Source organism: Allosalinactinospora lopnorensis, assembly GCF_000981225.1.
Classification (GTDB): Bacteria; Actinomycetota; Actinomycetes; order Streptosporangiales; family Streptosporangiaceae; genus Allosalinactinospora; species Allosalinactinospora lopnorensis.
The window spans coordinates 42,994-64,487 of sequence record NZ_LAJC01000005.1; the positions used below are offsets into that span (position 1 = coordinate 42,994).

At 71.3% G+C, this 21,494-nt stretch carries 12 protein-coding genes and 5 pseudogenes; 7 read left to right on the forward strand and 10 right to left on the reverse strand.

The window, feature by feature from the left end:
- Positions 1–85: 85 nt before the first annotated feature.
- The 4 genes and pseudogenes from VS93_RS03140 (at position 86) to VS93_RS03155 (ending at position 5,242) form a co-directional block, all read left to right on the forward strand.
- Complete coding sequence (locus VS93_RS03140; protein ID WP_046468500.1) at positions 86–1,312, forward strand: allantoate amidohydrolase; 1,227 nt, start codon at positions 86–88, stop codon at positions 1,310–1,312.
- On the forward strand, positions 1,309–2,778 hold the full coding sequence (locus tag VS93_RS03145; RefSeq protein WP_082126580.1) for a formimidoylglutamate deiminase: 1,470 nt from the start codon (positions 1,309–1,311) through the stop codon (positions 2,776–2,778). Before VS93_RS03140 ends, VS93_RS03145 begins: the two co-directional genes overlap by 4 nt.
- Positions 2,775–3,988: pseudogene (gene hutI / locus VS93_RS03150) on the forward strand (imidazolonepropionase). Before VS93_RS03145 ends, hutI begins: the two are co-directional and overlap by 4 nt.
- A gap of 153 nt (positions 3,989–4,141) precedes the next feature.
- Positions 4,142–5,242, forward strand: coding sequence for a GNAT family N-acetyltransferase (locus VS93_RS03155; protein ID WP_046468501.1), 1,101 nt, complete (start codon positions 4,142–4,144; stop codon positions 5,240–5,242).
- A gap of 152 nt (positions 5,243–5,394) precedes the next feature.
- Here VS93_RS03155 and VS93_RS27590 read toward each other — a convergent pair whose 3' ends face one another.
- The 4 genes and pseudogenes from VS93_RS27590 to VS93_RS03170 form a co-directional block, all read right to left on the reverse strand.
- Positions 5,395–5,517, reverse strand: coding sequence for a methionine/alanine import family NSS transporter small subunit (locus VS93_RS27590; RefSeq protein WP_082126581.1), 123 nt, complete (start codon positions 5,515–5,517; stop codon positions 5,395–5,397).
- Positions 5,517–7,051 (reverse strand): annotated as a pseudogene (locus VS93_RS03160) (sodium-dependent transporter). Before VS93_RS03160 ends, VS93_RS27590 begins: the two are co-directional and overlap by 1 nt.
- 721 nt (positions 7,052–7,772) lie before the next feature.
- Positions 7,773–8,045 carry a hypothetical protein gene (locus VS93_RS03165; protein WP_046468502.1) on the reverse strand — a complete coding sequence of 91 codons (273 nt, stop codon included), beginning with the start codon at positions 8,043–8,045 and terminating at the stop codon, positions 7,773–7,775.
- A gap of 510 nt (positions 8,046–8,555) precedes the next feature.
- A complete protein-coding gene (locus tag VS93_RS03170) occupies positions 8,556–9,506 on the reverse strand; it encodes a nucleoside hydrolase (protein WP_046468503.1) in 951 nt (316 codons plus the stop codon).
- Positions 9,507–10,091: 585 nt separating this feature from the next.
- Here VS93_RS03170 and VS93_RS03175 point away from each other — a divergent pair.
- Together VS93_RS03175 and VS93_RS03180 are read left to right on the forward strand one after the other, a co-directional pair.
- Complete coding sequence (locus tag VS93_RS03175; RefSeq protein ID WP_046468504.1) at positions 10,092–10,526, forward strand: DUF485 domain-containing protein; 435 nt, start codon at positions 10,092–10,094, stop codon at positions 10,524–10,526.
- Complete coding sequence (locus tag VS93_RS03180; protein ID WP_046468505.1) at positions 10,523–12,235, forward strand: solute symporter family protein; 1,713 nt, start codon at positions 10,523–10,525, stop codon at positions 12,233–12,235. Before VS93_RS03175 ends, VS93_RS03180 begins: the two co-directional genes overlap by 4 nt.
- 338 nt (positions 12,236–12,573) lie before the next feature.
- Here VS93_RS03180 and pgl read toward each other — a convergent pair whose 3' ends face one another.
- Positions 12,574–13,359: a 6-phosphogluconolactonase gene (gene pgl / locus VS93_RS03185; RefSeq protein WP_046468506.1), complete on the reverse strand. Its 786-nt coding sequence runs from the start codon at positions 13,357–13,359 to the stop codon at positions 12,574–12,576.
- Here pgl and VS93_RS33675 point away from each other — a divergent pair.
- A pseudogene (locus VS93_RS33675) lies at positions 13,241–13,513 on the forward strand (hypothetical protein); the annotation flags it as partial. The gene pgl and the pseudogene VS93_RS33675 sit on opposite strands and share 119 nt — an antisense overlap.
- A gap of 163 nt (positions 13,514–13,676) precedes the next feature.
- Here the strand turns inward: VS93_RS33675 and VS93_RS03190 are convergent.
- The 5 genes and pseudogenes from VS93_RS03190 to tkt all read right to left on the reverse strand — a co-directional run bounded on the left by VS93_RS03190 (position 13,677) and on the right by tkt (position 21,458).
- Positions 13,677–14,611: pseudogene (locus VS93_RS03190) on the reverse strand (glucose-6-phosphate dehydrogenase assembly protein OpcA).
- Between the two features lie 73 nt (positions 14,612–14,684).
- A complete protein-coding gene (gene zwf / locus VS93_RS03195; protein ID WP_046468555.1) occupies positions 14,685–16,214 on the reverse strand; it encodes a glucose-6-phosphate dehydrogenase in 1,530 nt (509 codons plus the stop codon).
- Positions 16,215–16,298: 84 nt separating this feature from the next.
- A complete protein-coding gene (locus VS93_RS03200; protein WP_046468556.1) occupies positions 16,299–17,855 on the reverse strand; it encodes a glucose-6-phosphate isomerase in 1,557 nt (518 codons plus the stop codon).
- A 199-nt stretch (positions 17,856–18,054) separates the two neighbouring features.
- Positions 18,055–19,175, reverse strand: a pseudogene (tal, locus tag VS93_RS03205) (transaldolase).
- 162 nt (positions 19,176–19,337) lie between these two features.
- Positions 19,338–21,458 carry a transketolase gene (gene tkt, locus VS93_RS03210; protein ID WP_046468507.1) on the reverse strand — a complete coding sequence of 707 codons (2,121 nt, stop codon included), beginning with the start codon at positions 21,456–21,458 and terminating at the stop codon, positions 19,338–19,340.
- Between the last annotated feature and the right edge of the window lie 36 nt (positions 21,459–21,494).

A 21,494-nucleotide genomic window follows, 5' to 3' on the forward strand; every position in this document is an offset into this window, starting at 1 on the left:
CGGGATCTGCGGCGGCCCGGGCGTGATGGGGGAGACTCCAGGAGAACAAGGGCGGGAACACCCGACCCGGACAGAGGAGGCGGAGATGAGCGCTACCTTCGACGAGCTGTGGGCCGAGCTGGCTCCTCTCGGGCGGCACCGGCCCACCGGCGGGTACCGGCGTTTCTCCTGGGGGCCCGCCGATGTCGAAGTGCGTTCCTGGTTCGCCCAGGCCGCGGCGGCCCGCGGGCTGGAGGTGCAGCCCGACCGCAACGGCAACCTGTGGGCCTGGTGGGGCGATCCCGGCCCTGATGCCGTCGTCACCGGCTCGCACCTGGACTCCGTTCCCGATGGCGGTGCTTTCGACGGCCCCCTCGGTGTGGTGGGCGCGCTGGCGGCGGTGGACGAGCTCCAACGGCGCGGTGCGCGCCCGCTGCGCCCGCTCGCCATCACCGTGTTCGTCGAGGAGGAGGGCGCCCGCTTCGGCGTCCCCTGCCTCGGCAGCAGGCTGCTCACCGGCGCGATCACGCCCGAGCGCGCCGCCGCCCTCACCGACGCAGATGGGCTCACCTGGGCGAGGGCCATGGAGAAGGCCGGGCTCGACCCTGATCGCATAGGGCCCGCCCCCGAGCTCGTGGACCGCATCGGAGTGTTCGTCGAACTCCACATCGAGCAGGGACGCGCGCTCGCCCGCACCGGAGACCCCATTGGTGTCGCCAGCGCCGTCTGGCCGCACGGGCGGTGGCGCATGGACTTCTCAGGGCGGGCCGACCACGCCGGGACCACCCTCCTCGGCGACCGCCACGATCCCATGCTGCCCTTCGCGGAGACCGTCCTGGCCGCGAGGTCCGTGGCCGCGGCGCACGACGCGATTGCGACCATCGGCAAGGCGCAGGTGCAACCGAACGGCACCAACGCCATCCCCTCGAAGGTGCGCGCCTGGCTGGACGCGCGCGCCCCGGACGAGGCCACGCTGCAGGCGGTGGTCGAGGGCGTCGACGCGGCGGCCCAGCGCAGTTCCGGCGAGCACGGCGTCTTCCTCGCCAGCTACCAGGAGTCGCGTACGCCCCTCGTGGAGTTCGAGAACGGGCTGCGCGACCGGATCGCGGCCATTGCCGGCGACAGGAACGGGCCGGTCCCGACGCTGCCCACCGGGGCCGGCCATGACGCCGGTGTTCTCGCGTCCGCCGTTCCCACGGCGATGCTGTTCGTGCGCAACCCCACCGGTGTCTCGCACGCCCCGGACGAGTACGCCGAACCGGCCGACTGCCACGCCGGTACGGCCGCACTGGCCGATGTCCTCGCCGAACTGCTGGGAGAGGGGCCCGGATGACCTCTTACGGGTTCGCGGACCGGGCGGGCACCGCCGTGCTGGAGAAGGCCGAGCGCACGGAGCACGGAGGCGAGAACCGTCGCTACTGGTGCGAGTGGGCGTGGACCGGCGACGGGGGTGCCCCAGTGGCTCCCGACGTGCTGATCGAGGTTGACGCGGTGGGCCGGATCGTCTCGGTCGTCCCCGACACCGCCGCCCCGGCCGACGCCGAGTGGCTGCCCGGAGTCACCGTGGCGGGGCTGGCCAACGCGCACTCGCACGCCTTCCACCGCGCGCTGCGCGGGCGCACCCACGCCGGCAGCGGGTCGTTCTGGAGCTGGCGCGAGCAGATGTACCGGGTCGCCGACCGGCTTACCCCCGACTCTTACTACCGCCTGGCCCGGGCCGTGTACGCCGAGATGGCGCTCGCCGGGATCACCTCTGTCGGTGAGTTCCACTACCTGCACCACGGCCCCGACGGCAAACCCTACGACGACCCCAACGCCATGAGCGCGGCGCTGGCCGCGGCGGCCGCGGAGGCGGGCATCCGCATCACCCTGCTGGACACCTGCTACCTGTCGGGCGGGATCGGGCGCGACGGCCGGCACCGGCCGCTGGACGGGCGGCAGTTGCGGTTCAGCGACGGCGACGCCGACGCGTGGGCCGCGCGGGTGGACGCCTTCCGGCCGCCCGGAGGGCACACGCGTGTCGGCGCGGCCGTGCACTCGGTCCGCGCCGTACCGGCGGAGCAGTTGCCGGGCGTCGTGGCCTGGGCGGAGGAGAAACGGGCTCCGCTGCACGCCCATCTTTCCGAGCAGCCCGCCGAGAACGAAGCCTGCCTGGCCGCCTATGGCCGGACCCCTGCCGCGCTCCTGGCGGAGGCGCGTGCGCTGGGTCCGCGCACCAGCCTGGTGCACGCCACTCACCTCACCGATGCCGACGTCGGTATCGTCCGTGCCGCCGCGGCCGGAGTGTGCCTGTGCCCGACCACCGAACGCGACCTCGCCGACGGTGTCGCCCGTACCGGCGACCTGGTCTGCCCGGACCCGCAGAACCCGGGGCCGACCGCGCGGATCAGCATCGGCACCGACCAGCACGCGCAGATCGACATGTTCGAGGAGATGCGCGGCGTCGAACTCCACGAACGGCTGCGCACCGGCCACCGCGGCACGCTGGACAGCGAACGCCTCTACCGCGCGGGCACCGTCGACGGCCACATCCTGCTGGGATGGGGGAACGCAACCGCCGAAGCCGGGGCGCTGCGGCCCGGCGCACGCGCGGACCTGGTCAACATCAGCCTGGACAGCATCCGGCTCGCCGGGTTCGACCCGGCGCACGCCGCGGGAGCCGTCGTCTACGCGGCCACGGCCGCCGACATCCGAAACGTCATGGCCGACGGCCAGTGGATCGTCCGCGACGGAGTGCACGCTTTCGTCCCCGACACCGCTCTCGACCTCGACGCCGCCATCAAGGAGCTCTACGCATGACCGTGTCCGCGCCCGCCCCGAACTCCCTCCTCATCGACGGAATCGGCACCCTCGTCAGCAACGATCCAGGACTGGGGGAGGGGATCCTCGGCGAGGTCGCCGACGCCGCTCTGGTGATCGAGGGCGACCGCGTGGCGTGGGCGGGGCCGGCGGCACGGGCACCGGGCGCCGACACCCGCGTGGACGCGGGCGGCCGGTGCGTGATCCCCGGGTTCGTCGACAGCCACTCCCATATCGTCTTCGCCGGCGACCGCAGTCGCGAGTTCGCCGCCCGGATGAGCGGGCGTCCCTACGAGGCGGGCGGGATCCGCACCACGGTCGCCGCCACCCGCTCCGCAACCGAGGCCGAGCTACTCGGGAACGCGACCCGGCTGCTGCGGGAGGCGCGCGCCCAGGGAACCACGACCCTGGAGATCAAGTCGGGCTACGGCTGAGCGTCGAGGACGAGGCACGCGCCCTGCGGGTGGCCGCGCGCCTCACCGATGAGGTGACGTTCCTGGGCGGACACGTCGTGCCGCCCGAGTACACCGATGACCCGGTCGGCTACGTCGACCTCGTGACCGGGGCGATGCTGCGGGCATGCGCCCCCCGCGCCCGGTGGGTCGACGTCTTCTGCGAGCGGGGCGCGTTCGACGAGGAGGCCTCCCGGCGCATCCTCACCGCCGGGCAGCAGCGCGGACTGCTCGCCCGCGTACACGGCAACCAGCTCGGCCAGGGGCCGGGAGTCCGGCTCGCCGTCGAGGTCGGCGCCGCCTCGGTGGACCACTGCACCTACCTGACCACGGACGACGTGGACGCTCTCGCCCAATCCGCGAAGAGCCGCGACGCCACGGTGGCGACCCTGCTGCCCGGAGTGGACTTCTCCACCCGCCGGCCTTACCCGGACGCCCGCGCCCTGCTCGACGCGGGCGCCGTGGTCGCGTTGGCCAGTGACTGCAATCCGGGCTCGTGCTTCACCTCCAGCGTGGCGTTCTGCCTCGCGCTGGCCGTGCGCGAGATGCGCATGACCCCCGAGGAGGCGCTGTGGGCCGCCACCGCCGGCGGAGCCCGCGCCCTGCGCCGTGACGACATCGGCCATCTCTCCGCGGGGGCCCGCGCCGACCTCGCCCTGCTGGAGGCGCCGAACCCGGTCTATCTCGCCTACCGGCCGGGTGTTCCCCAGGTCGCGGCGGTCTGGAAGGGCGGTGAGCTGGTCAGCGGTACACCGTGACCACGGTGGTCTCCTGTTCTCCGTTCGCGCGATCTAACGGCGGTGTAGCACGCCGGAAACGCCCGCTCCGCACACTGGAGGGTGGTCGTCTCGTGCCGCTGCGAAGCACAAAGACACAGAGCAGCGGGCGTGCTCATTCCGAGGGGGAGCGACATGACCCTGTGGCGCATCCGTACCGCCGTCGAGGACCGTCCGGGGCAGCTCGCCGGGGTCGTCGACGCGATGGCCGCCGAGGGCGGCAATATCGTCGGCCTGGCCATCCACGCCGACACCGCAGGCGTGGTCGACGAGTTCATCGTGGACGTGCCAGGGGACCACCGCCCCCTGCTGCGGGAGGTCGCCCAGCGCAGCGTCACCGACTCGGTGGTGGCCGTACCGGCGCAGCCGCGTGAGGTGGGAGACGACGTCACGCGTGCCCTGCTGCTCACCGCCCGGCTCCGGACCGGACCCAACCGGCTGCCCGAGGCGCTGCGCGAGCTGCTCCTCGCCGATGAGGCCCGCTGGAGCAACCTGACCCGTCCGGCACCGGAGTTCCCGGAAGAGCCCGAAACCACGCTGCTCGTTCCCGTCGGCCCGTTGCGCGGCGTCCGGCTGCGCCGCGCGGACCGCCCGTTCACCTGGACCGAGTCCGCCCGAGCCGACGCACTGGTCCGTTCCGTCCTGCCGCCCGCCGGGCCGGCCCCCACCAGCGGCTCGCTGGTCACCGGCAGCGGAGCGGAGCTGTTCGTCTGGCAGGTGGGGGCGGGCGACGCCGAGCGGCTCCAGCGGCTGCACCGGCGCTGCTCCAGCGAGACCACCCGGCGGCGCTACTTCACGGCGCTGCGCGAACTCACCCCGCGCATGCTCGCGGTCTTCTGCGACCCGGAACAGGGGCTCACCCTTGCGGCGCGTCCGGCGGAGGGGGGCGAGCCGATCGCGCTCGCGCACCTGATGTATACGCCCGACCCTGGCGTGGGCGAGATCGCGTTCCTGGTCGAGGACTCCTGCCAGGGGATGGGTGTGGGGACCGCGCTGGCGCGGGCGCTCACGGCGATCGCGGCCGACTGGGGGCTGGCGGAGGTCCGGGCCGAGACCGTCGCGGGAAACGAGGCGATGCAGCGCATCATGCGGCGCATGGGGGCCGCGATCCGCTCGCCGCGCCGCGGGACGGTTCAGGTGCGGCTCCCGGTGGCGGGTTCGGTGCCCTCACGCCGTCCCGGTCGCCTTATGAGCCTGTTGACCCAGGCGGGAGCACCCGGCCAGCCGTCGACCTGACCTCGCCCGTTGAACCATGACCAGATGAATGACGAACGGGGGGAGCACCGGCGGCCGGACGGCTGGCCTCCCTCCGTTGGCATGCCACGGCCGCGCCCGCGGGCCCGACACGGGCAGGGGCGCCGGCTCGGCCGGCGCCCCTCGCTTCCGGGCTACTCGAAGGTGTCGGTCTCGGGCTGCTCGGGGTGCCTGCGCAGCTGGATGATCGCCGCGATCAGGCCGCCCCAGACGATGGTGACGGCGATGAGCATCATCACGATGGCGCCGGTGGACATCAGCGCCTCCTTTCGACGCGTACGTCCGGGTCGATGGGCGGGGAGTCGCTGGCCTCGCGCCGCCACGGGATGAGGGCGAGAAGGACGCCCACGGCGATCGCGCCGAGGGCGACGCCCCAGCCTGCTGCGAGCAGGAAGCCGGTCGGGTAGCCCTCGTAGTTCGCCGAGAGCTCGGCGCTCAGGCTGTCCCACATCATCCAGCCCAGGACCACCGGCGTGATCACTCCGAGAGTGATCCGCCACCACCGGCCGAGGCCGATGGCCGAGGTCGTGTCGGCGTGCTTCTGCAGCTTCGGCAGCAGGCGCAGTGCCCAGGCCGTGACGACCACGACCACCAGCGCGGCCAGGGCGATGCCGTACTGGTTGATGAAGCGGTCGGCGGCGTCCAGGACGTAGAGCCCGCCGTCGGTCGGGTACAGGGCGATGGAGACCACCGTGGTCGCGCCGCCGACCGCGAGCACCGCGGGGATCCGGCCGATCCCGGTGCGGTCCTGTACGGCGGCCACCACGACCTGCACGATGCTGATCAGCGACGACAGGCCGGCGATCACCAGCGAGCCGAAGAACAGCACACCGAACAGATCGGCGCCGACCGGCATGTTGGAGATGATCTCCGGGAACGCGACGAAGGCCAACCCGATGCCGTCTGTGGCGGTCTCGTCGACCGCGACTCCGGCCGAGACCGCCATGAAACCGAGCGTCGCGAACACGCCGATGCCCGCCAGGATCTCGAACGAGCTGTTCGCGAACCCCGCGACCATGGCGGAGCCGGTGAGGTCCGCGCGGCGCCGCAGATACGACGCGTAGGTGATCATGATGCCGAAGCCGACCGAGAGCGAGAAGAAGATCTGGCCGTATGCCGCGACCCAGACGCTGCCGTCCGTGATGGCCGACCAGTCGGGGGAGAACAGCGCGTTGAGGCCGACAGCCGCGCCGTCGAGGAACAGCGCCCGAACGACGAGGACGCCGAAGAGCACGACCAGCAGCGGATGAAGATCTTGTTCGCCCACTCGATGCCGCGCCGCACACCGAAGAGCAGTACGGCGAGGACGATCGCCCAGACAGCGATCAGCGGCAACGCCACCCCGGGAACGAAGGAGGAGAACACCCCCGGTTCATCGGAGACCTGCAGGAACTCGCCGAACAAGAAGCCATCGGGGTCGTCCCCCCACTGCTGGCCCACGGAGAAACCGGTGAACCGTATGGCCCACGCGACGATCACCGCGTAGTAGGTGGCGATCACGAAGCAGATCGCGACCTGCCACCACCCGATCGCGGTGGCCGGGCGGGACATCCGGTGGAACGCCAGCGGCGGCGACCCGCGGAACCGGTGGCCGATCGTGTATTCGAGGATGAGCAGCGGGATACCGGCGGTCAGCAGCGCGATGAGGTAGGGCAGCAGGAACGCACCGCCGCCGTTGTCGTAAGCGACGTATGGGAACCGCCATATGTTGCCCAGGCCGATGGCTGATCCGATCGCCGCGAGCAGGAACCCGGCGCGGGTCCCCCACTGCTCGCGGTGTTGTTGTGCCATATCCCTGACTCCTTGTCGTCTGCCGATCGCGCGGTGGCGCGAGCAGCGTCGTGTTCTAGTGGGTGATCGGTTCCAGTCCGGGACTCGCCGGCGGGCCGTTCCGGAGAACCCGGCTTCGCGCCCGCGGCGGGCGGGCGCGAACGGCCCGGGCGAAGGCGGCGGGAACCGGTAGAACGGCAGTGGCGGTGCCACCGTGGACCCCGGTTCGGGCGGGAACCGCGCTGACGGTGAGCGACAGCGCACGGCCGCCCACGCTCCCGGAGCCGCTGAGACCGGCCCTCAGATGCCTGGCCTGCCCGTGACCCGGTGTACCGGTGTCATGGTTCGACCGTTCGCCGCTGTCTGCGTGCCAGGTTCCCAACTGTGACTCCGCACCCGATATTCGTCCTTGTGAGACGACTGTGACGTCTGCGGTGCGGAATCATACCGTTCACCTTCCGTCCCCCCGAACCGGTCCTGCCAGGGGCGGCCTTCGGCGCGGCCTCGCGGCTTGAGGCGCTCTGCGGCACTGGGCCGGGCCGTGACCAGTGGATGCGCGCGCACTGCGCGAACCGCGGCGGCGCGAGGCCGTGGGCGCTGGGCACAGGTAACGATGTCGCTGTTACGACGTAACGATATCGCGCGCACGCAGGAGCCGGCGATCCCGGAGGGGCGCCGGCTCCTGATGTCCTCGTTCTCCGCGCCGCGGCGTGGACCGGCCAAGGTGACGCGCGGCGGCCGTTCAGGCGGAGTCGTCGGCTGCCGCGGTCTCCTCGGTGTCCCCGCTCTCGGGCTTCGACTCGGCCTTCTTGGTGGTGCGGCGCTTCTTGACCGGACGGGAGTAGTCGACCAGCGCCTCGAAGCGGGTCTCGTACTCCTTCTTGCACTCGTCGCAGGCGTCGACCTCGCGAACGGCGCCCTCCCAGGCGAACTGGACGACATCAGTCGCCTCGACCTTCTCTTCGCGGACGGCGTGCGGGTCGCAATACTTGCGCGTGAAGACCTCGGTGACCACGGCGGTGGCATCCCTTCGGTAGTCGGTACGGAGACTCTCGGGGGAAAATCATACACGCGTTCGAAGAGGGAGATCGATATCTCGTCGATCTCCCGCGGCGCCGGGGTACTCCCGGGGCAGCTTAACGAAGATCCGGCGCCGGCAGTGGGGCGGGGCCGCCCGCATGACCGGCGGCCGGTCCCGGCGGCCCCGTCGTGTGCCGGTACGGCATCCGCAGGAACGGAGAATACCGGTGCGGCCTCGGAAGTCGGACCGGCGCCGAGCATGCGCCGGCCTTGCTGACGCCCCTGAGAAAGGATGAAATGCGGCACGCATCCCCCTTATCGCTTTGCCTCTCGTGCTCCCCCTCGTCTCCGGCTGCGGGCTGGTGGGTGAGGAGCCCAGGAGCGATGACGACGACGAGGACGGCAAGCGACGGAACCGCCGCGTTGCCATCTCCGCTCAGCGCTGACGAGCGGCGCCGGTGTGCGGCGGGACACTTGGGCGGCGGGGCGGTGCGCCCCGCCGTGGTCAACGTGCGTAGCCGGACAGCCGCTCGCTGAGCAGCGCGGCGAACCCCTCGGCGTCGACGGAGCAGGCCATCCGTATGTTCCGGGGGCGGCCCGGAGAGCGCAGGTCGGCCACGAGGGCACCGCACGTGATCGTTCCGGCGCACTCGACGGTCGCCTGGCCGGCCTCCCATCCCAGCAGGCGGGGATGGCTCACGGCCGAGACCGCGAGAGCGTCGTGTACGGGGAAGCCCGCCAGCCCGGAGCGCGCCTGGGCCCGACGCCCGTAGTCATCCAGCATGCGCCCCGCCACCCCGGCGGCGCCGGACATGCTCGCCAGCCGCTCGGCCGCCTGCGGCGGGAACAGGGCGGCCCGGGTCACGTCGAGACCGACGATCCGGACCGCCGGCCCGGACTCGACGACGAGGCGGGCCGCCTCGGGGTCGGCGAAGAAGTTGAACTCCGCCGCCGGTGTGGTGTTGCCCTGCACGAACGCGGCCCCACCCATGACCACGACCTCGCGCAGCGCCGCCGCCGCTTCGGGGTGGCGTCGCACCATCATCGCCACGTTGGACAGCGGCCCGATCGCGGCCAGCGTGAGTGTGCCGGGTTCGGCGAGCGCCTGGGCGGCCAGCCAGTCGACGGCGTGCGCGTCGTGGAAACGGCGCTTCGACGGCGGCAGGTGCACCCCGCCCAGGCCGCCCTCGCCGTGGACGGGTTCATCGCGGACGCGTCGGGTGCGCGCGATGGGCCCGTCCAGTCCGGAGACCAGGGGAAGATCGTCCGGGGCTCCGGCCAGGTCCAGAACCCGCGCGGCGTTCCGGTTGACCTCGGGCAGCGAGACGTTCCCCGCGACCGTGGTCAACCCGCGCAGGTCCAGTTCGGGCGCGGCCAGGGCCATCAGCAGGGCGATGGCGTCGTCCACGCCGGGGTCGCAGTCGATGACGAGGGGGCTCCCGTGCGCGCGGTCCATCGCTGCCACCTCCGCGGTACCTCCTGGCCGGGATCAACGGTGCGCGGGCCCTGTTCGCCGGCGCCGACTCGGTATTTATCCCGGAAGACGGCGTTCGACACCCCGGCACCGTATACCAGGGCAGGTGGTGCGGTACCGGCCGCCTGCTCCCTGTTCCCCTTCCTCTCCTCGGGCCGACCGGCCGGTGGCGGCGGACGTGTGGACGCGGGCCCGGCCGAAGCGGTGGAAAGGACGGGGGCCGGTACCGGGAACGCCCCCAGGCGCCGCGTCCGTTCGCGCGGACGCGGCCGATCCGCCGCTCGGAGGCCCCGTCCGATCTCCCTCGGCGGGGAGCCGGTGCAGGAGTGAGAGTTTCCGACGGCTTTCTCGGAGATTCAGTCGGTCGATTAGTGAATATCGCGAACAGCGGATCCGGAATCTCGTTAAGGTAATTCCCTACCGCACCGCGGTTCGGCGCGTCCGCTCGCGGTGCCCGGGCCGTCAGCTGCGACCGGCCGATTGTGTTCCCCAGGCGCCGATCGCAGGGGGAGATCCACGGACACGGGCAAGGGGAGCCCGTGGCCGTCCACGTATTGGGGGAGGAACGTGGTCGATTATCTTGAAGGCGTTACGAGGTCAACGACCGGGCCGAGGGAGGTCGTCGCACTTCGCGGCGTGGACCGGCACCACGGACCCGCGGAACGGAGCCGGCTGGCCGTCCGGTTATCAGCGGACCCGCGATTCGTGAAACTGCGTAGGAGATTCGTAGTGCAGACGGCGATTCTGATCGTCGTTTTCCTGGGCTGGTATATGGCCTACCTTTTCCTCTCCATATACGCCCGCGACTTCATGGGAATGCAGATTTACGGGGTGATCAACCTCGCCCTGCTCCTGGGAGTCGGCCAATTCGCTTCGACGCTTGTCCTCGCGTGGGGCTACTGTCTGTATGCCGCCCGCCGGCTGGATCCGCTCGCCGCCGAGCTCCGTGACGAGTCCGCGGCCGCGGAGGCCGTTCTGAACGGCCGGGTGGGGCAGGGATGACTCTCCTCGTCGAACTTCCCCCCGACGTCGGCACCGTAGGTCACGACGTCGGTGCCTCGCATGTCTGGGCCATCGCGCTGTGCGCCCTCTTCGTCGGTGTGACACTTGCTGTCACTTTCCGTGTTGGCGGAACCACCAAACGGGCTGTGGATTTCTATGCCGCCGGCCGCGGCTTCGGCAGCACCCAGAACGGGCTGGCACTCACCGGCGCCTACCTCTCGGCCGCCTCGTTCCTGGGGATCGCCGGGATGATCGCGCTGTGGGGCTATGACGGTTTCCGGTACTCCATCGGGTTCCTCGTCGCCTGGATGCTGGTGCTGCCGCTGGCCCAGCTGATGCGCAACACCGGCCGCTTCACGATGGCGGACATCCCGGCCTTCCGGGCGCGCCAGACCCGGGTCCGACTCGCCTGCACCGCCTCCACGGTGACCGTCAGCGTCCTCTACCTGCTGGCCCAGATGGTCGGTGTGGGCGCGCTTGTGACCTTGCTGGTGGGCGTCCACCAGGGCGGAACCTTCCTCGGAATGGCGGCCCCGCAGGCCGAAACGGCGGCGATCGTCCTCGTCGGCGTGCTGATGATCGTCTACGTGATGTACGGCGGGATGAAGGCGGCCACCTGGCTGCAGATCATCAAGGCCGTGCTCCTGCTGGCGGGATCGGCGCTGATGGCGTTCCTCGTACTCGGCCTCTTCGGTTTCAACGTCGGCGATCTGCTGGCCAGCGCGGCCGACGCGAGCGGCAAGGGCCAGGCGTTCCTGGAGCCCGGGGCGCGGTTCGGGGGCGACGTCGCCGGTGACCCGGCGCAGAGCCTCATCAACCGGCTCGACCTGATCAGCCTGGTGCTCGGCCTGGTGCTCGGCACGGTCGCTCTGCCGCACATCCTCGTCCGCTTCTACACGGTCCCGGACGGGCGGGCCGCCCGAGCCTCGGCGAACCGGGCCATCATGCTGATCGGTGTGTTCTACCTGATGACGCTGGTGCTGGGATTCGGTGCCGCGGCGCTGGTCGGCCCGGAGAGGATCGCCGCCCAGGATCCCGGGGGCAACACCGCTGTTCCCCAGCTCGCCGAGGAGATCGGTTCCCTCGTCGCCGGTCCCGTGGGCGGGGCGGTGCTGCTCGCGCTGGTCTCCGCCGTGGCCCTGGCGGCCATCCTCGCGGTCGCGGCCAGCCTTACCCTGGCCTCCTCGTCCTCGATCGCGCACGACCTGTTCGGGCACGTGCTCATGTGGGGCCGTCCCAAGGAGTCCCAGGAGCTCGCGGTGGCGCGGCTCTCGGCCGCGGCCATCGGCGCCGTGGCGATCGTCCTGGCGATCCAGGCGCGGGATCTCAACGTGGCGTTCCTCGTGGGGCTCGCGTTCTCCGTCGCGGCTGCCGCGAACCTGCCGGTCATCGTGTTTTCGCTGTTCTGGCGGAGGTTCAACGCCAGCGGTGTGGAATGGGGGGTCTACGGCGGGTTGGGCGCTTCACTGCTGCTGATGCTGTTCTCCCCGGTGATGTCCGGCAAGGTCCACCCCGAGACGGGGGAGAACCTGTCGCTGCTGCCGGAGTGGGTGGACATTCAGCTGTTCCCCTTGGAACACCCCGGGCTGGTGGCCATCCCGATCGGGTTCCTGTGTGCCGTCATCGGCACGCTGCGCTCCGATGAGCGCAGCACGGACCGGTACCGGGAACTCCGCGTCCGATCGCTGACCGGGACCGGAGCGGCCTGATCCGCGCGGCGAGCGCGCCGAACGGAAGGGGGCGCGGCGTGCTCCGGCCGGAACACGCCGCGGAAAGCCGGCCACCGGAGACTTTCGCACCGCCGGGGGCGTTCCCGCCGCCCTCAGAACTGCTCGGGCTCGATGGAGAGGGTTCTCACCCGGGTGGCCCGGACGCCCCACCCCTCCGAGGCGCTCGACGATGTCGACCGCGGAGTGCGGGACGACCCGTACGCTGCGCCAGACCAGCGCGAGCAGGAGCACCGCGAAGACCAGTAGGAGGACGGCATCGGCGATCATGGGGGCTCCGGTCCGATGGCCGGGGGGTCCGCCGCGCCCGGGCCGAGGGCTTAGAGCACGCCCGGAGCCACCATACTCTTCGGGAGCCTGGCCGCCGCCGCGCGGTCGAGCAGGAACAGGGTACGCGCCCTGCCGCGCGCGCCGGCCGCCGGGATCTGGACGGGACCCGCGTCGCCGAGGGCGAGGCGGACGGCGTCGGCCTTGCCGCCGCCGGAGGCGAGCACCCACACCTCGCGCGAGGCGCGGATGGCCGGAAACGTCAGGGTCACGCGGGTGGGCGGCGGTTTCGGGGCGCCGTGCACCGAGACCACGGTGCGCTCGTCCTCGTACAACGCGGGCTGCTCGGGGAAGAGGGACGCGACGTGGGCGTCCGGCCCGAGTCCCAGCAGGCAGAGGTCGAACGACGGTACGTCGGCGTGGTTCTCGGGGCGGCTGGCCGCGAGCAGCCGCTGGGCGTAGCGCTCCGCTCCGCGTTCCGGGTCGCCGCCGTCGGGGCCGTCGGGCGCCGGCATGGTGTGCACCCGGGCCGGATCGACGTTGACGTGGTCCAGCAGGGCCGAACGGGCACCGGTCTCGTTGCGCTCGGGGTCGCCGGTGGGCAGGAAGCGCTCGTCTCCCCACCAGACATCCAGGCGGCGCCAGTCGACGGCGTCGCGGGCCGGGGTGGCGGCCAGCTCCCGCAGTACGGCCGTGCCGATCCCCCCGCCGGTGAGGACGATGGAGGCCGCCCCTTGGGCGGCCTGGGCGTCGACCAGCCGCGTAACGATACGCGCCGCGGTGGCCTTGGCCAGCAGATCGGCGTCAGGGTGGACGACGGCTGAGGGGGGAGGGGTCACGCTCTCACCAACCCTTCTGGAGGATGAATGGGCCTTCAGGCCGGGGAGGAGTCCGGGTCGGGCGCACCCGGCGTTGCTTACGCATGTCGTTCCTTCCTGGAAGGTCGGGGGTGTGCGAACGGCGTACAAGTGCCGGACCTGCCGCACCCGCCATGACCGGGACATCAACGCGGCGAAGAACATCCCTCGCGGCTGGTCGAGTCGCAGCCCGCGATGCGGGCAAAGCCTGTGGAGCTGGTGTCAGTCGGCAAGGGTCCTCCCTTCCGCAGCCGGCTGTGAAGCGGGAAACCCACCTCGCGAGGGGGAATCCCCTCCTTCTAGGAAGGGGAAGAAGTCAGTTCCGTCCGGTTCAGCAGTGGGCCGACGTGCTTCGCGGCGCTCACATAGACTTCGTCGGCGTCGAGGTGGCGCAACTCCTCGGCGAGAGCCTCGGAGGCGGGGCGCCGGGTCAGGGCCACGGTCTGGTCGGGCTGTCCGGGCCGCGACAGGGTGGCGGCGCGCCCGTCGAGCCGGGTGACCCTGATGTCACCGGTGTCGGCGGCGAGCCTGACGTCGGTCAGGCCGGGGCCGTGGGACTCCATGCGCCGCACCGGCACTTCCAGCTGGTCCGAAAGCCAGGCGGCGAGCAGTTCGGCGCTGGGGTAGTGCGGTTCGGCGGTGACCTCCGCGGAGGTCACCCAACCGCAGGGCCGGTCCATGGCGCTGGCCAGCAGGGAACGCCACGGTGTGAGCCGGGTCCAGGTGAGGTCGGTGTCGCCGGGCCGGTAGTGCCGGATACGGGTCAGCAGGTCCGCGACGGGGTTGGGCGCACGCAGCGAATCGGTGATGCGGCGCTGGGCCAGCCGGCCGATCGGGTCCTCCGCAGGGGCCTCGGGGCCGTGGCCCGGCCACCACGCGACCACCGGCACGTCGGGCACCAGGAGCGGTGTGACGACAGCGCCGGGATGGTCGCCGAGAGGGCCGTAGAGCCGGAGCAGGATCACCTCGCCGGGGCCGGCGGTGCCCGGCTGGCGGATCTCGGCGTCGAGCGCTGGCTCGGCGTCGGGGTCGCGCCGGATCACCGCGAGCACGCGCGATGGGTGCTCCCGCCCGGCCTCGGTGGCGGCGCGGACGGCGTCGTAGTGGTCGGCCTCGTCGGTGACGATGACCAGGGTCAGCACCATGTTCATGCGCCGCCGCCGAAGTTGTGCCGCGTGGTCGTGAGTTCCTCGTCGATCCGCGACGTGGTGGTGCGTGGCAGGTACAGAGTCATCCTTGTTCCCCTTGGCGGCCCTTGGCGCGCGGAGTCTCCGCGGGGCGCGTGTCGTGGAAGGCGGGCACCGGCCTCATGGGCGCCGCCACTGACGGCCGTCGCGGGCCAGCAGCTCGTCGGCGGAGGCCGGGCCCCATGTGCCGGCCTCGTACTGTTCGGGGCGGCCGTTCTTGGCCCAGAACTCCTCGACCGGGTCGAGGATCTTCCAGGACAGCTCGACCTCCTCCTGGCGGGGGAAGAGGGGCGGGTCCCCGATGAGCACGTCGAGGATGAGCCGCTCATAGGCCTCCGGGCTGGCCTCGGTGAAGGACTGGCCGTAGGTGAAGTCCATCGTGACGTCGCGGACCTCCATGGCGGCCCCGGGAACCTTGGAGCCGAACCGCAGGGTGACCCCCTCGTCCGGCTGTATTCGTACCACCAGGGCGTTCTCCCCGAGTTCGGAGACGTCGCCGCGGCTGAACATCTGGTGCGGGGCGCGCTGGAAGACCAGCGCCACCTCGGTCACCCTGCGGCCCAGGCGCTTGCCGGTACGCAGGTAGAACGGAACACCGGCCCATCGGCGGGTGTTCACGCCGAGTTTCATCGCCGCGTAGGTCTCGGTGGCGGAGTCGGAGGGGATGCCCTCCTCCTCCAGGTAGTCGCGGACCTCGGTACTGCCCTGCCAGCCCGCGGCGTACTGGCCGCGCGCGGTTCCGGCGGCGAGGTCCGGCGGGAGGGTCACCGCGGAGAGCACCTTCTCCTTCTCCGTGCGGATGGCGTCGGCGGTGAAGGAGACCGGTTCCTCCATCGCCACCAGCGCCAGGAGCTGCAGCAGGTGGTTCTGGATGACGTCCCGGGCCGCGCCGATCCCGTCGTAGTAGCCGGCGCGGCCCCCCACACCGATGTCCTCGGCCATGGTGATCTGCACGTGGTCGACGTAGCCGCGGTTCCACACCGGTTCGAACAGCGTGTTGGCGAACCGCAGCGCCATGATGTTCTGGACGGTCTCCTTGCCCAGGTAGTGGTCGATTCTGAAGACGGACTGCGGTGGGAAGACCTCATCGACGACCGCGTTGAGGTCCCTGGCGCTCTCCAGGTCGTGGCCGAACGGTTTCTCGATGACGACCCGTCGCCAGGCACCGGGGTCGGGCTCGGTGAGTCCGGAACGCTTGAGCTGCTTGAGAACGGTCGGGAACAGCTTCGGCGGCAGCGAGAGATAGAAGCCGTAGTTGCCTCCGGTGCCCCGCTGGTGGTCCAGTTCGCCGACAGTGTGGGCCAGCTTGTCGAACGCCTCGTCGTCGTGCAGCTCACCCTGGACGAACCGGATGCCCTCGCTGAGCTGGCGCCAGACCTCCTCGCGGAAGGGGGTGCGGGCGTGCTCGCGGACGGCGTCGTGGGTCTGCCGGATGAAGTCCTGGTGCTCCCAATCGCGGCGGGCGAACCCGACCAGACCGAACGCGGGCGGCAGCAGTCCGCGGTTGGCCAGGTCGTAGATCGCCGGGAGCAGCTTCTTCTGGGCCAGATCTCCTGTGACCCCGAACAGCACCAGCACGCTCGGGCCGGCGATGCGTGGCAGCCGGCGATCCAGCGCGTTGCGCAGCGGGTTGGGGACCGCTCCCGGCATCACCGGTTCTTTCACGTCGAACTCCCCGTGTGATCGTGCTTGTGTCGCCGGCCGCGGCCCCGTTGCCGCGGCCGGGAGGTCCGTCTAGGCGCGCAGGGCGGTGACCGCCTGCCGCACGCGGGCCAGACCGGCGTCGCGGTCGCGCAGGTGCAGCCGTACGGAGGGGCGTCCGCGGCCCCCGAGCGCTCCGAAGTCGCCGAGCGCCTGGGCGAGCTGCAGCCGGCCGAAGGTGTACGGGCGCCCCGGGATCGGCAGATCCACCGTACTCTCCCCCGTGATCTGCAGGAACACGCCGTTGGCCGGTCCTCCCTTGTGGTACTGCCCGGTGGAGTGCAGGAAGCGCGGCCCCCAGCCGAACGTCACCGGCCGCGGTGTCGACCGGGCGAGGTCGGCGCGCAGTTCGGCGGTGGAGCTGTCGCCGATTCGGTCCAGGTAGGCCATGACGGCCAGGTAGCCGGACTCGGGCACGGCGCGGAGCAGAGCCCGCAGGACTCCGTCGAGGTCGCCGGTGCCGTCCGGCAGGATGCCCGTGACAGCGTCGGCGTAGACCTCCACGGCGCCGTCGACCAGCAGCGGCGTCCCCGTGGGCAGGGGGGTGTCCACGTGCGATTCCAGCAGCGCCTTGGTGTTGTCCTTGGACTCCTGGACGTTGGGCTGGTTGAACGGGTCGATGCCGAGCAGCCGGCCGGCGATGGCGGTGGCGTACTCCCAGGCCAGGAAGTGCGCCCCCAGTGGGCCGGAGACCACGGTGTCGCTCGTCTGGGCGGGGCCCGCCTCCTTGCCCGCGGAGTAGGTGGCGAGGTGCGTGTCGGAGGCGGTGGCCGGCGTATCGATGCCCTCCACGACAATGGGAAGCAGTCCGGTCCCGTTCTTCCCGGTGGACTCGGCCACCAGCTGTTCGATCCAGTCGCTCAGGCCGACCGGCGTGTCGCCGGCCAGCACGACCTTGTCGTGACCGGTGAAACCACCCAAGGCGGCGCCGAGCAGCAGTGCGGGATTCTCCGTCTCGCTGCTCAGCGATCGCAGCAGGGCCTCGGCTTCGTCCAGCAGCGTCTCGACGTCCACGCCGGCCAGCTTGGCGGGGACCAGGCCGAAAGCGGTCAGCGCGCTGTAGCGCCCGCCCACGTTGGGATCGGCGAGAAAGGTCCGGTACCCGCGTTCCGCCGCCAGCTCCGCCAGCGGGGAACCGGGGTCGGTGACCACAACGATGCGTTCGGCGGGGTCGATGCCGGCCTCGCGAAAGGCCTCCTCGAAGGCGCGGCGGTGGCTGTCGGTCTCGATCGTCCCGCCGCTCTTGGAGGACACCACCACGATCGTGCGCTCCAGTCCCTCCGACAGGGCGCGCCGGATCTGCCCGGGGTCCGTGGTGTCGAGCGTGATCAGCTCCGCACCACGGTCGGCGGCGATGACCTCCGGCGCGAGCGAGGAGCCGCCCATACCGGAGAGGACGACGCGGTCGAGGCCGGCGGCGCGGACCTCCGCGGCCAGGCGGTCCAGCTCGGGTAGCAGGGCGCGCGAGGAACGGGGCAGGTCGAGCCAGCCGAGCCGGATGGCCGCTTCAGCGGCGGCGTCGGGGCCCCACAGTGTGGCGTCCTTGGCCGCCAGCTTCGCCGCGACCCCGTCCGCGGCGAGGGCCTTCATGGCGGAGCCTGCCGCTTCGGCCGCGCTGCCGCGCACCTCAACGGTGAGATTCCCGGCCCGTACCTGAACACTATTCACTGCGACCGATCCTTCCTGGATTTCTCGCGCGTATTGCTCGTGGTTGGATTGTCCGCCGTCCGGAGGGCGCCCGTCAGCGATTCGCGGCGGAAGCCCTCCGCGCGTCGACCGCCCGAAGCGGTCACCGCCCGCCGAGGCGCTGGGCGATGCCGTCCAGCAGCGCTTCCCAGGACTTCTCGAACTTCACGACGCCGTCCTCCTCCAGGAACCGCACGACGTCGTCGTAGTCCACCCCCACCGAGGCGAGGGCGTTCAGGTCGGCCCGGGCGCGGGCGTAATCGCCGCGCACCGTGTCGCCGGTGATCTCGCCGTGGTCGGCGGTGGCCTCCAGGGTGGCCTCCGGCATCGTGTTGACGGTGTCGGGTGCGACCAGCTCGGTGACATAGCGGGTGTCCGCGTAAGAAGGGTCCTTCACGCCTGTGGAGGCCCACAGCGGACGCTGCGGTGTGGCCCCGGCGGCCTTCAGCGCCTTCCAGCGCTCGGAACCGAAGACCTCCTCGTAGGCCTGATAGGCCAGACGGGCGTTGGCGATCGCCGCGCGGCCGCGCAGCCCGGCGGCCTCATCGGTCCCGATCTGCTCCAGGCGCTTGTCGACCTCGGTGTCCACCCGGCTGACGAAGAACGAGGCGACCGACTGGATCGCCGCGAGGTCGCGGCCGTTCTCGCGGGCCTGCTCCAGGCCGGTGATGAAGGCCTCCATCACCTGGCGGTGGCGCTCCAGCGAGAAGATCAGCGTGACGTTGACGCTGATGCCCTCCGCCAGGGCGCGGGTTATGGCCGGCAGCCCCTCGACGGTGGCCGGGATCTTGATCATCAGGTTGGGCCGGTCGACCAGCCACCACAGGGCGCGGGCCTCGGCGACGGTGCGCTCGGTGTCGCGCGCCAGCTGGGGTCGACCTCCAGCGACACCCGGCCGTCGATGCGGTCGGAGGAGTCGTACAGGGGTCGCAGGACGTCGGCGGCCCAGCGGATGTCGTAGCCGGTGATGGCGCGCACCGCCTCACCCACCGAGATATCGCGCAGGGCGAGGTCGTGCAGCTGGGCGTCGTAGGCGTCGCCCTCTTTGAGCGCCTTCTCGAAGATCGTCGGGTTGGAGGTGACACCGACCACGTTGCGCTCGGTGATCAGCTTCGCGAGGTTGCCTGATCGGAGCCGTTCACGGCTGATGTCGTCCAGCCATACGGCGACGCCCTCACCGGACAACGCGCCCAGCGGGTTCGTGTTGCCTCGTGGATTCGTCATTGGCCTTCTTCCTCGTCGGTCGTCGGGCCGCGGCCGGTTCGCGCACGCGCTGCCCAACCCTGCTCGCCCCTTGCACGGCACGAACGCCCAGCCGGTTCGAGGGCGCGCGCCCAACGTAAAGGAGGGCCCTTCCCGTTCGGTGAAGGGCCCTCCTTATAACACTCAATTCCCGGTCGTCGTTCCCCGTTCGCGACCGAGCCGGGCGACGGCGGCGTGTACCGCGGCGACGACGCGGTCCGGCGTGATACCGAACTGCTCGTACAGCGTCTGGTACGGGGCCGAGGCACCGAAGTGCTCCAGGCTCACGGTCTCGCCGGCCTCGCCGATGAACTCGCGCCAGCCCAGCCCGATTCCGGCCTCGACCGAGACGCGGGCGCGCACGGACGGCGGCAGCACGCGCTGCCTGTACGCCTCGTCCTGCTCGTTGAACCACTCCACGCTGGGCATGGACACCACGCGCGTGGGCGTTCCGGACTCCTCCAGCCGTTCACGGGCCTGCAGCGCGATCGCGACCTCGCTGCCGGTGGCGATGATGAGCGCCTCGGGGGTGCTGCCGGAAGCCTCGGCGAGGATGTAGCCCCCCTTGACGGTCCCTTCGGCGTCGCCCAGCTCGCCCCGATCGAGGGTGGGGACGTTCTGCCGGGTCAGCGCGAGCGCCGAGGGGCGGTGGCCGTTCTCCAGGATGGTGCGCCAGGCGACGGCCGTCTCGTTGGCGTCGGCCGGGCGGACGACGTCCAGCCCCGGGATGGCCCGCAGCGCCCAGAGGTGCTCCACCGGCTGGTGCGTGGGGCCGTCCTCGCCCAGGCCGATCGAGTCGTGCGTCCACACGTAGGTCACCGGCAGCTTCATCAGCGCGGCCAGCCGCACCGCTGGGCGCATGTAGTCGCTGAACACCAGGAAGGTACCGCCGTACGGGCGGGTGGGGCCGTGCAGCGCGATGCCGTTCAGCAGCGCGCCCATGCCGTGTTCGCGGACGCCGAAGTGCAGTACACGGCCGAACCGGTTCCCGGAGAACGCCTTGGTGGAGTACTCCTCCGGGATGAAGGACGGCTCGCCCTTGGGGGTGGTGTTGTTGGAACCGGCCAGGTCGGCCGAGCCTCCCCACAGCTCCGGGAGGATCGGCGCGATCGCGCTGAGGATCTCGCCGCCGGCCTTGCGGGTGGCCATGCCCTTCTCGCTGGCCTCGAAGACCGGCAGGGCGTTCTCCCACCCTTCGGGGAGTTTGCCCGCGTGTAGCCGGTCGAACAGCTCGGCGCGTTCCCCGGCGCCGGTGCGCCACGCACTGAAGGCCTCCTCCCACACAGCGCGCGCGGAGCGGCCGCGGTCGACCGCCTGGCGGGTGTGCCGGAGCACGCCGTCGGGGACGTCGAAGTGCGCGTCGGGGGCCAGGCCCAGCACCTGCTTGGTGGCGGCGACCTCTTCGGCGCCCAGGGCGGCTCCGTGGGCGGCGCCGGTGTTCTGCTTGTTCGGTGCGGGCCAGCCGATGATGGTGCGCAGCCGGATGAACGAGGGGCGCTCGGTCTCGGTCTGCGCGGCCAGGATGGCGCGGTACAGGGCGTCGACGTCCTCGTGGTAGGAGTCGCCCAGGGTCCAGTCGATCTCCTGGACGTGCCAGCCGTAGGCCTCGTAACGCGCCGCCACGTCCTCGGAGAACGCGATCTGGGTGTCGTCCTCGATCGAGATGTGGTTGTCGTCGTAGATCACGACGAGGTTGCCCAGCTTCTGGGTGCCGGCCAGCGCGCTCGCCTCGTGGCTGACCCCTTCCTGGACGTCGCCGTCGGAGCAGATGGCGTAGACGAAGTGGTCGAACGGGCTGTCACCGGGGGCGGACTCCGGGTCGAACAGCCCCCGCTCGCGGCGCGCGGCCATGGCCATGCCGACCGCGTTGCCGAGGCCCTGCCCGAGCGGACCGGTGGTGGTCTCGACGCCCGCGGTGTGCCCGTACTCGGGGTGGCCGGGGGTGAGGCTGTCCCACTGGCGCAGCCGTTTGAGCTCCTCGATGTCGAGTCCGTACCCGGCGAGGTAGAGCTGAATGTAGAGGGTGAGACTGGAGTGGCCGCAGGACAGCACGAACCGGTCTCGGCCGGTCCACGCCGGCTCGCTCGGGTCGTGCCGCATGATCTTCTGGAACAGCAGGTAGGCCGCCGGGGCGAGACTCATCGCGGTGCCGGGGTGACCCGAGCCGGCCTTCTCAACGGCGTCCATGGCCAGGGCGCGGACCACATCGACGGCACGACGGTCGGGTTCCGACCATTCAAGGGTTTCCGAGGTGTCGATGTTCACGCGGGCTCAGGGCTCCTTTCGGGCAATCCAGCTCAT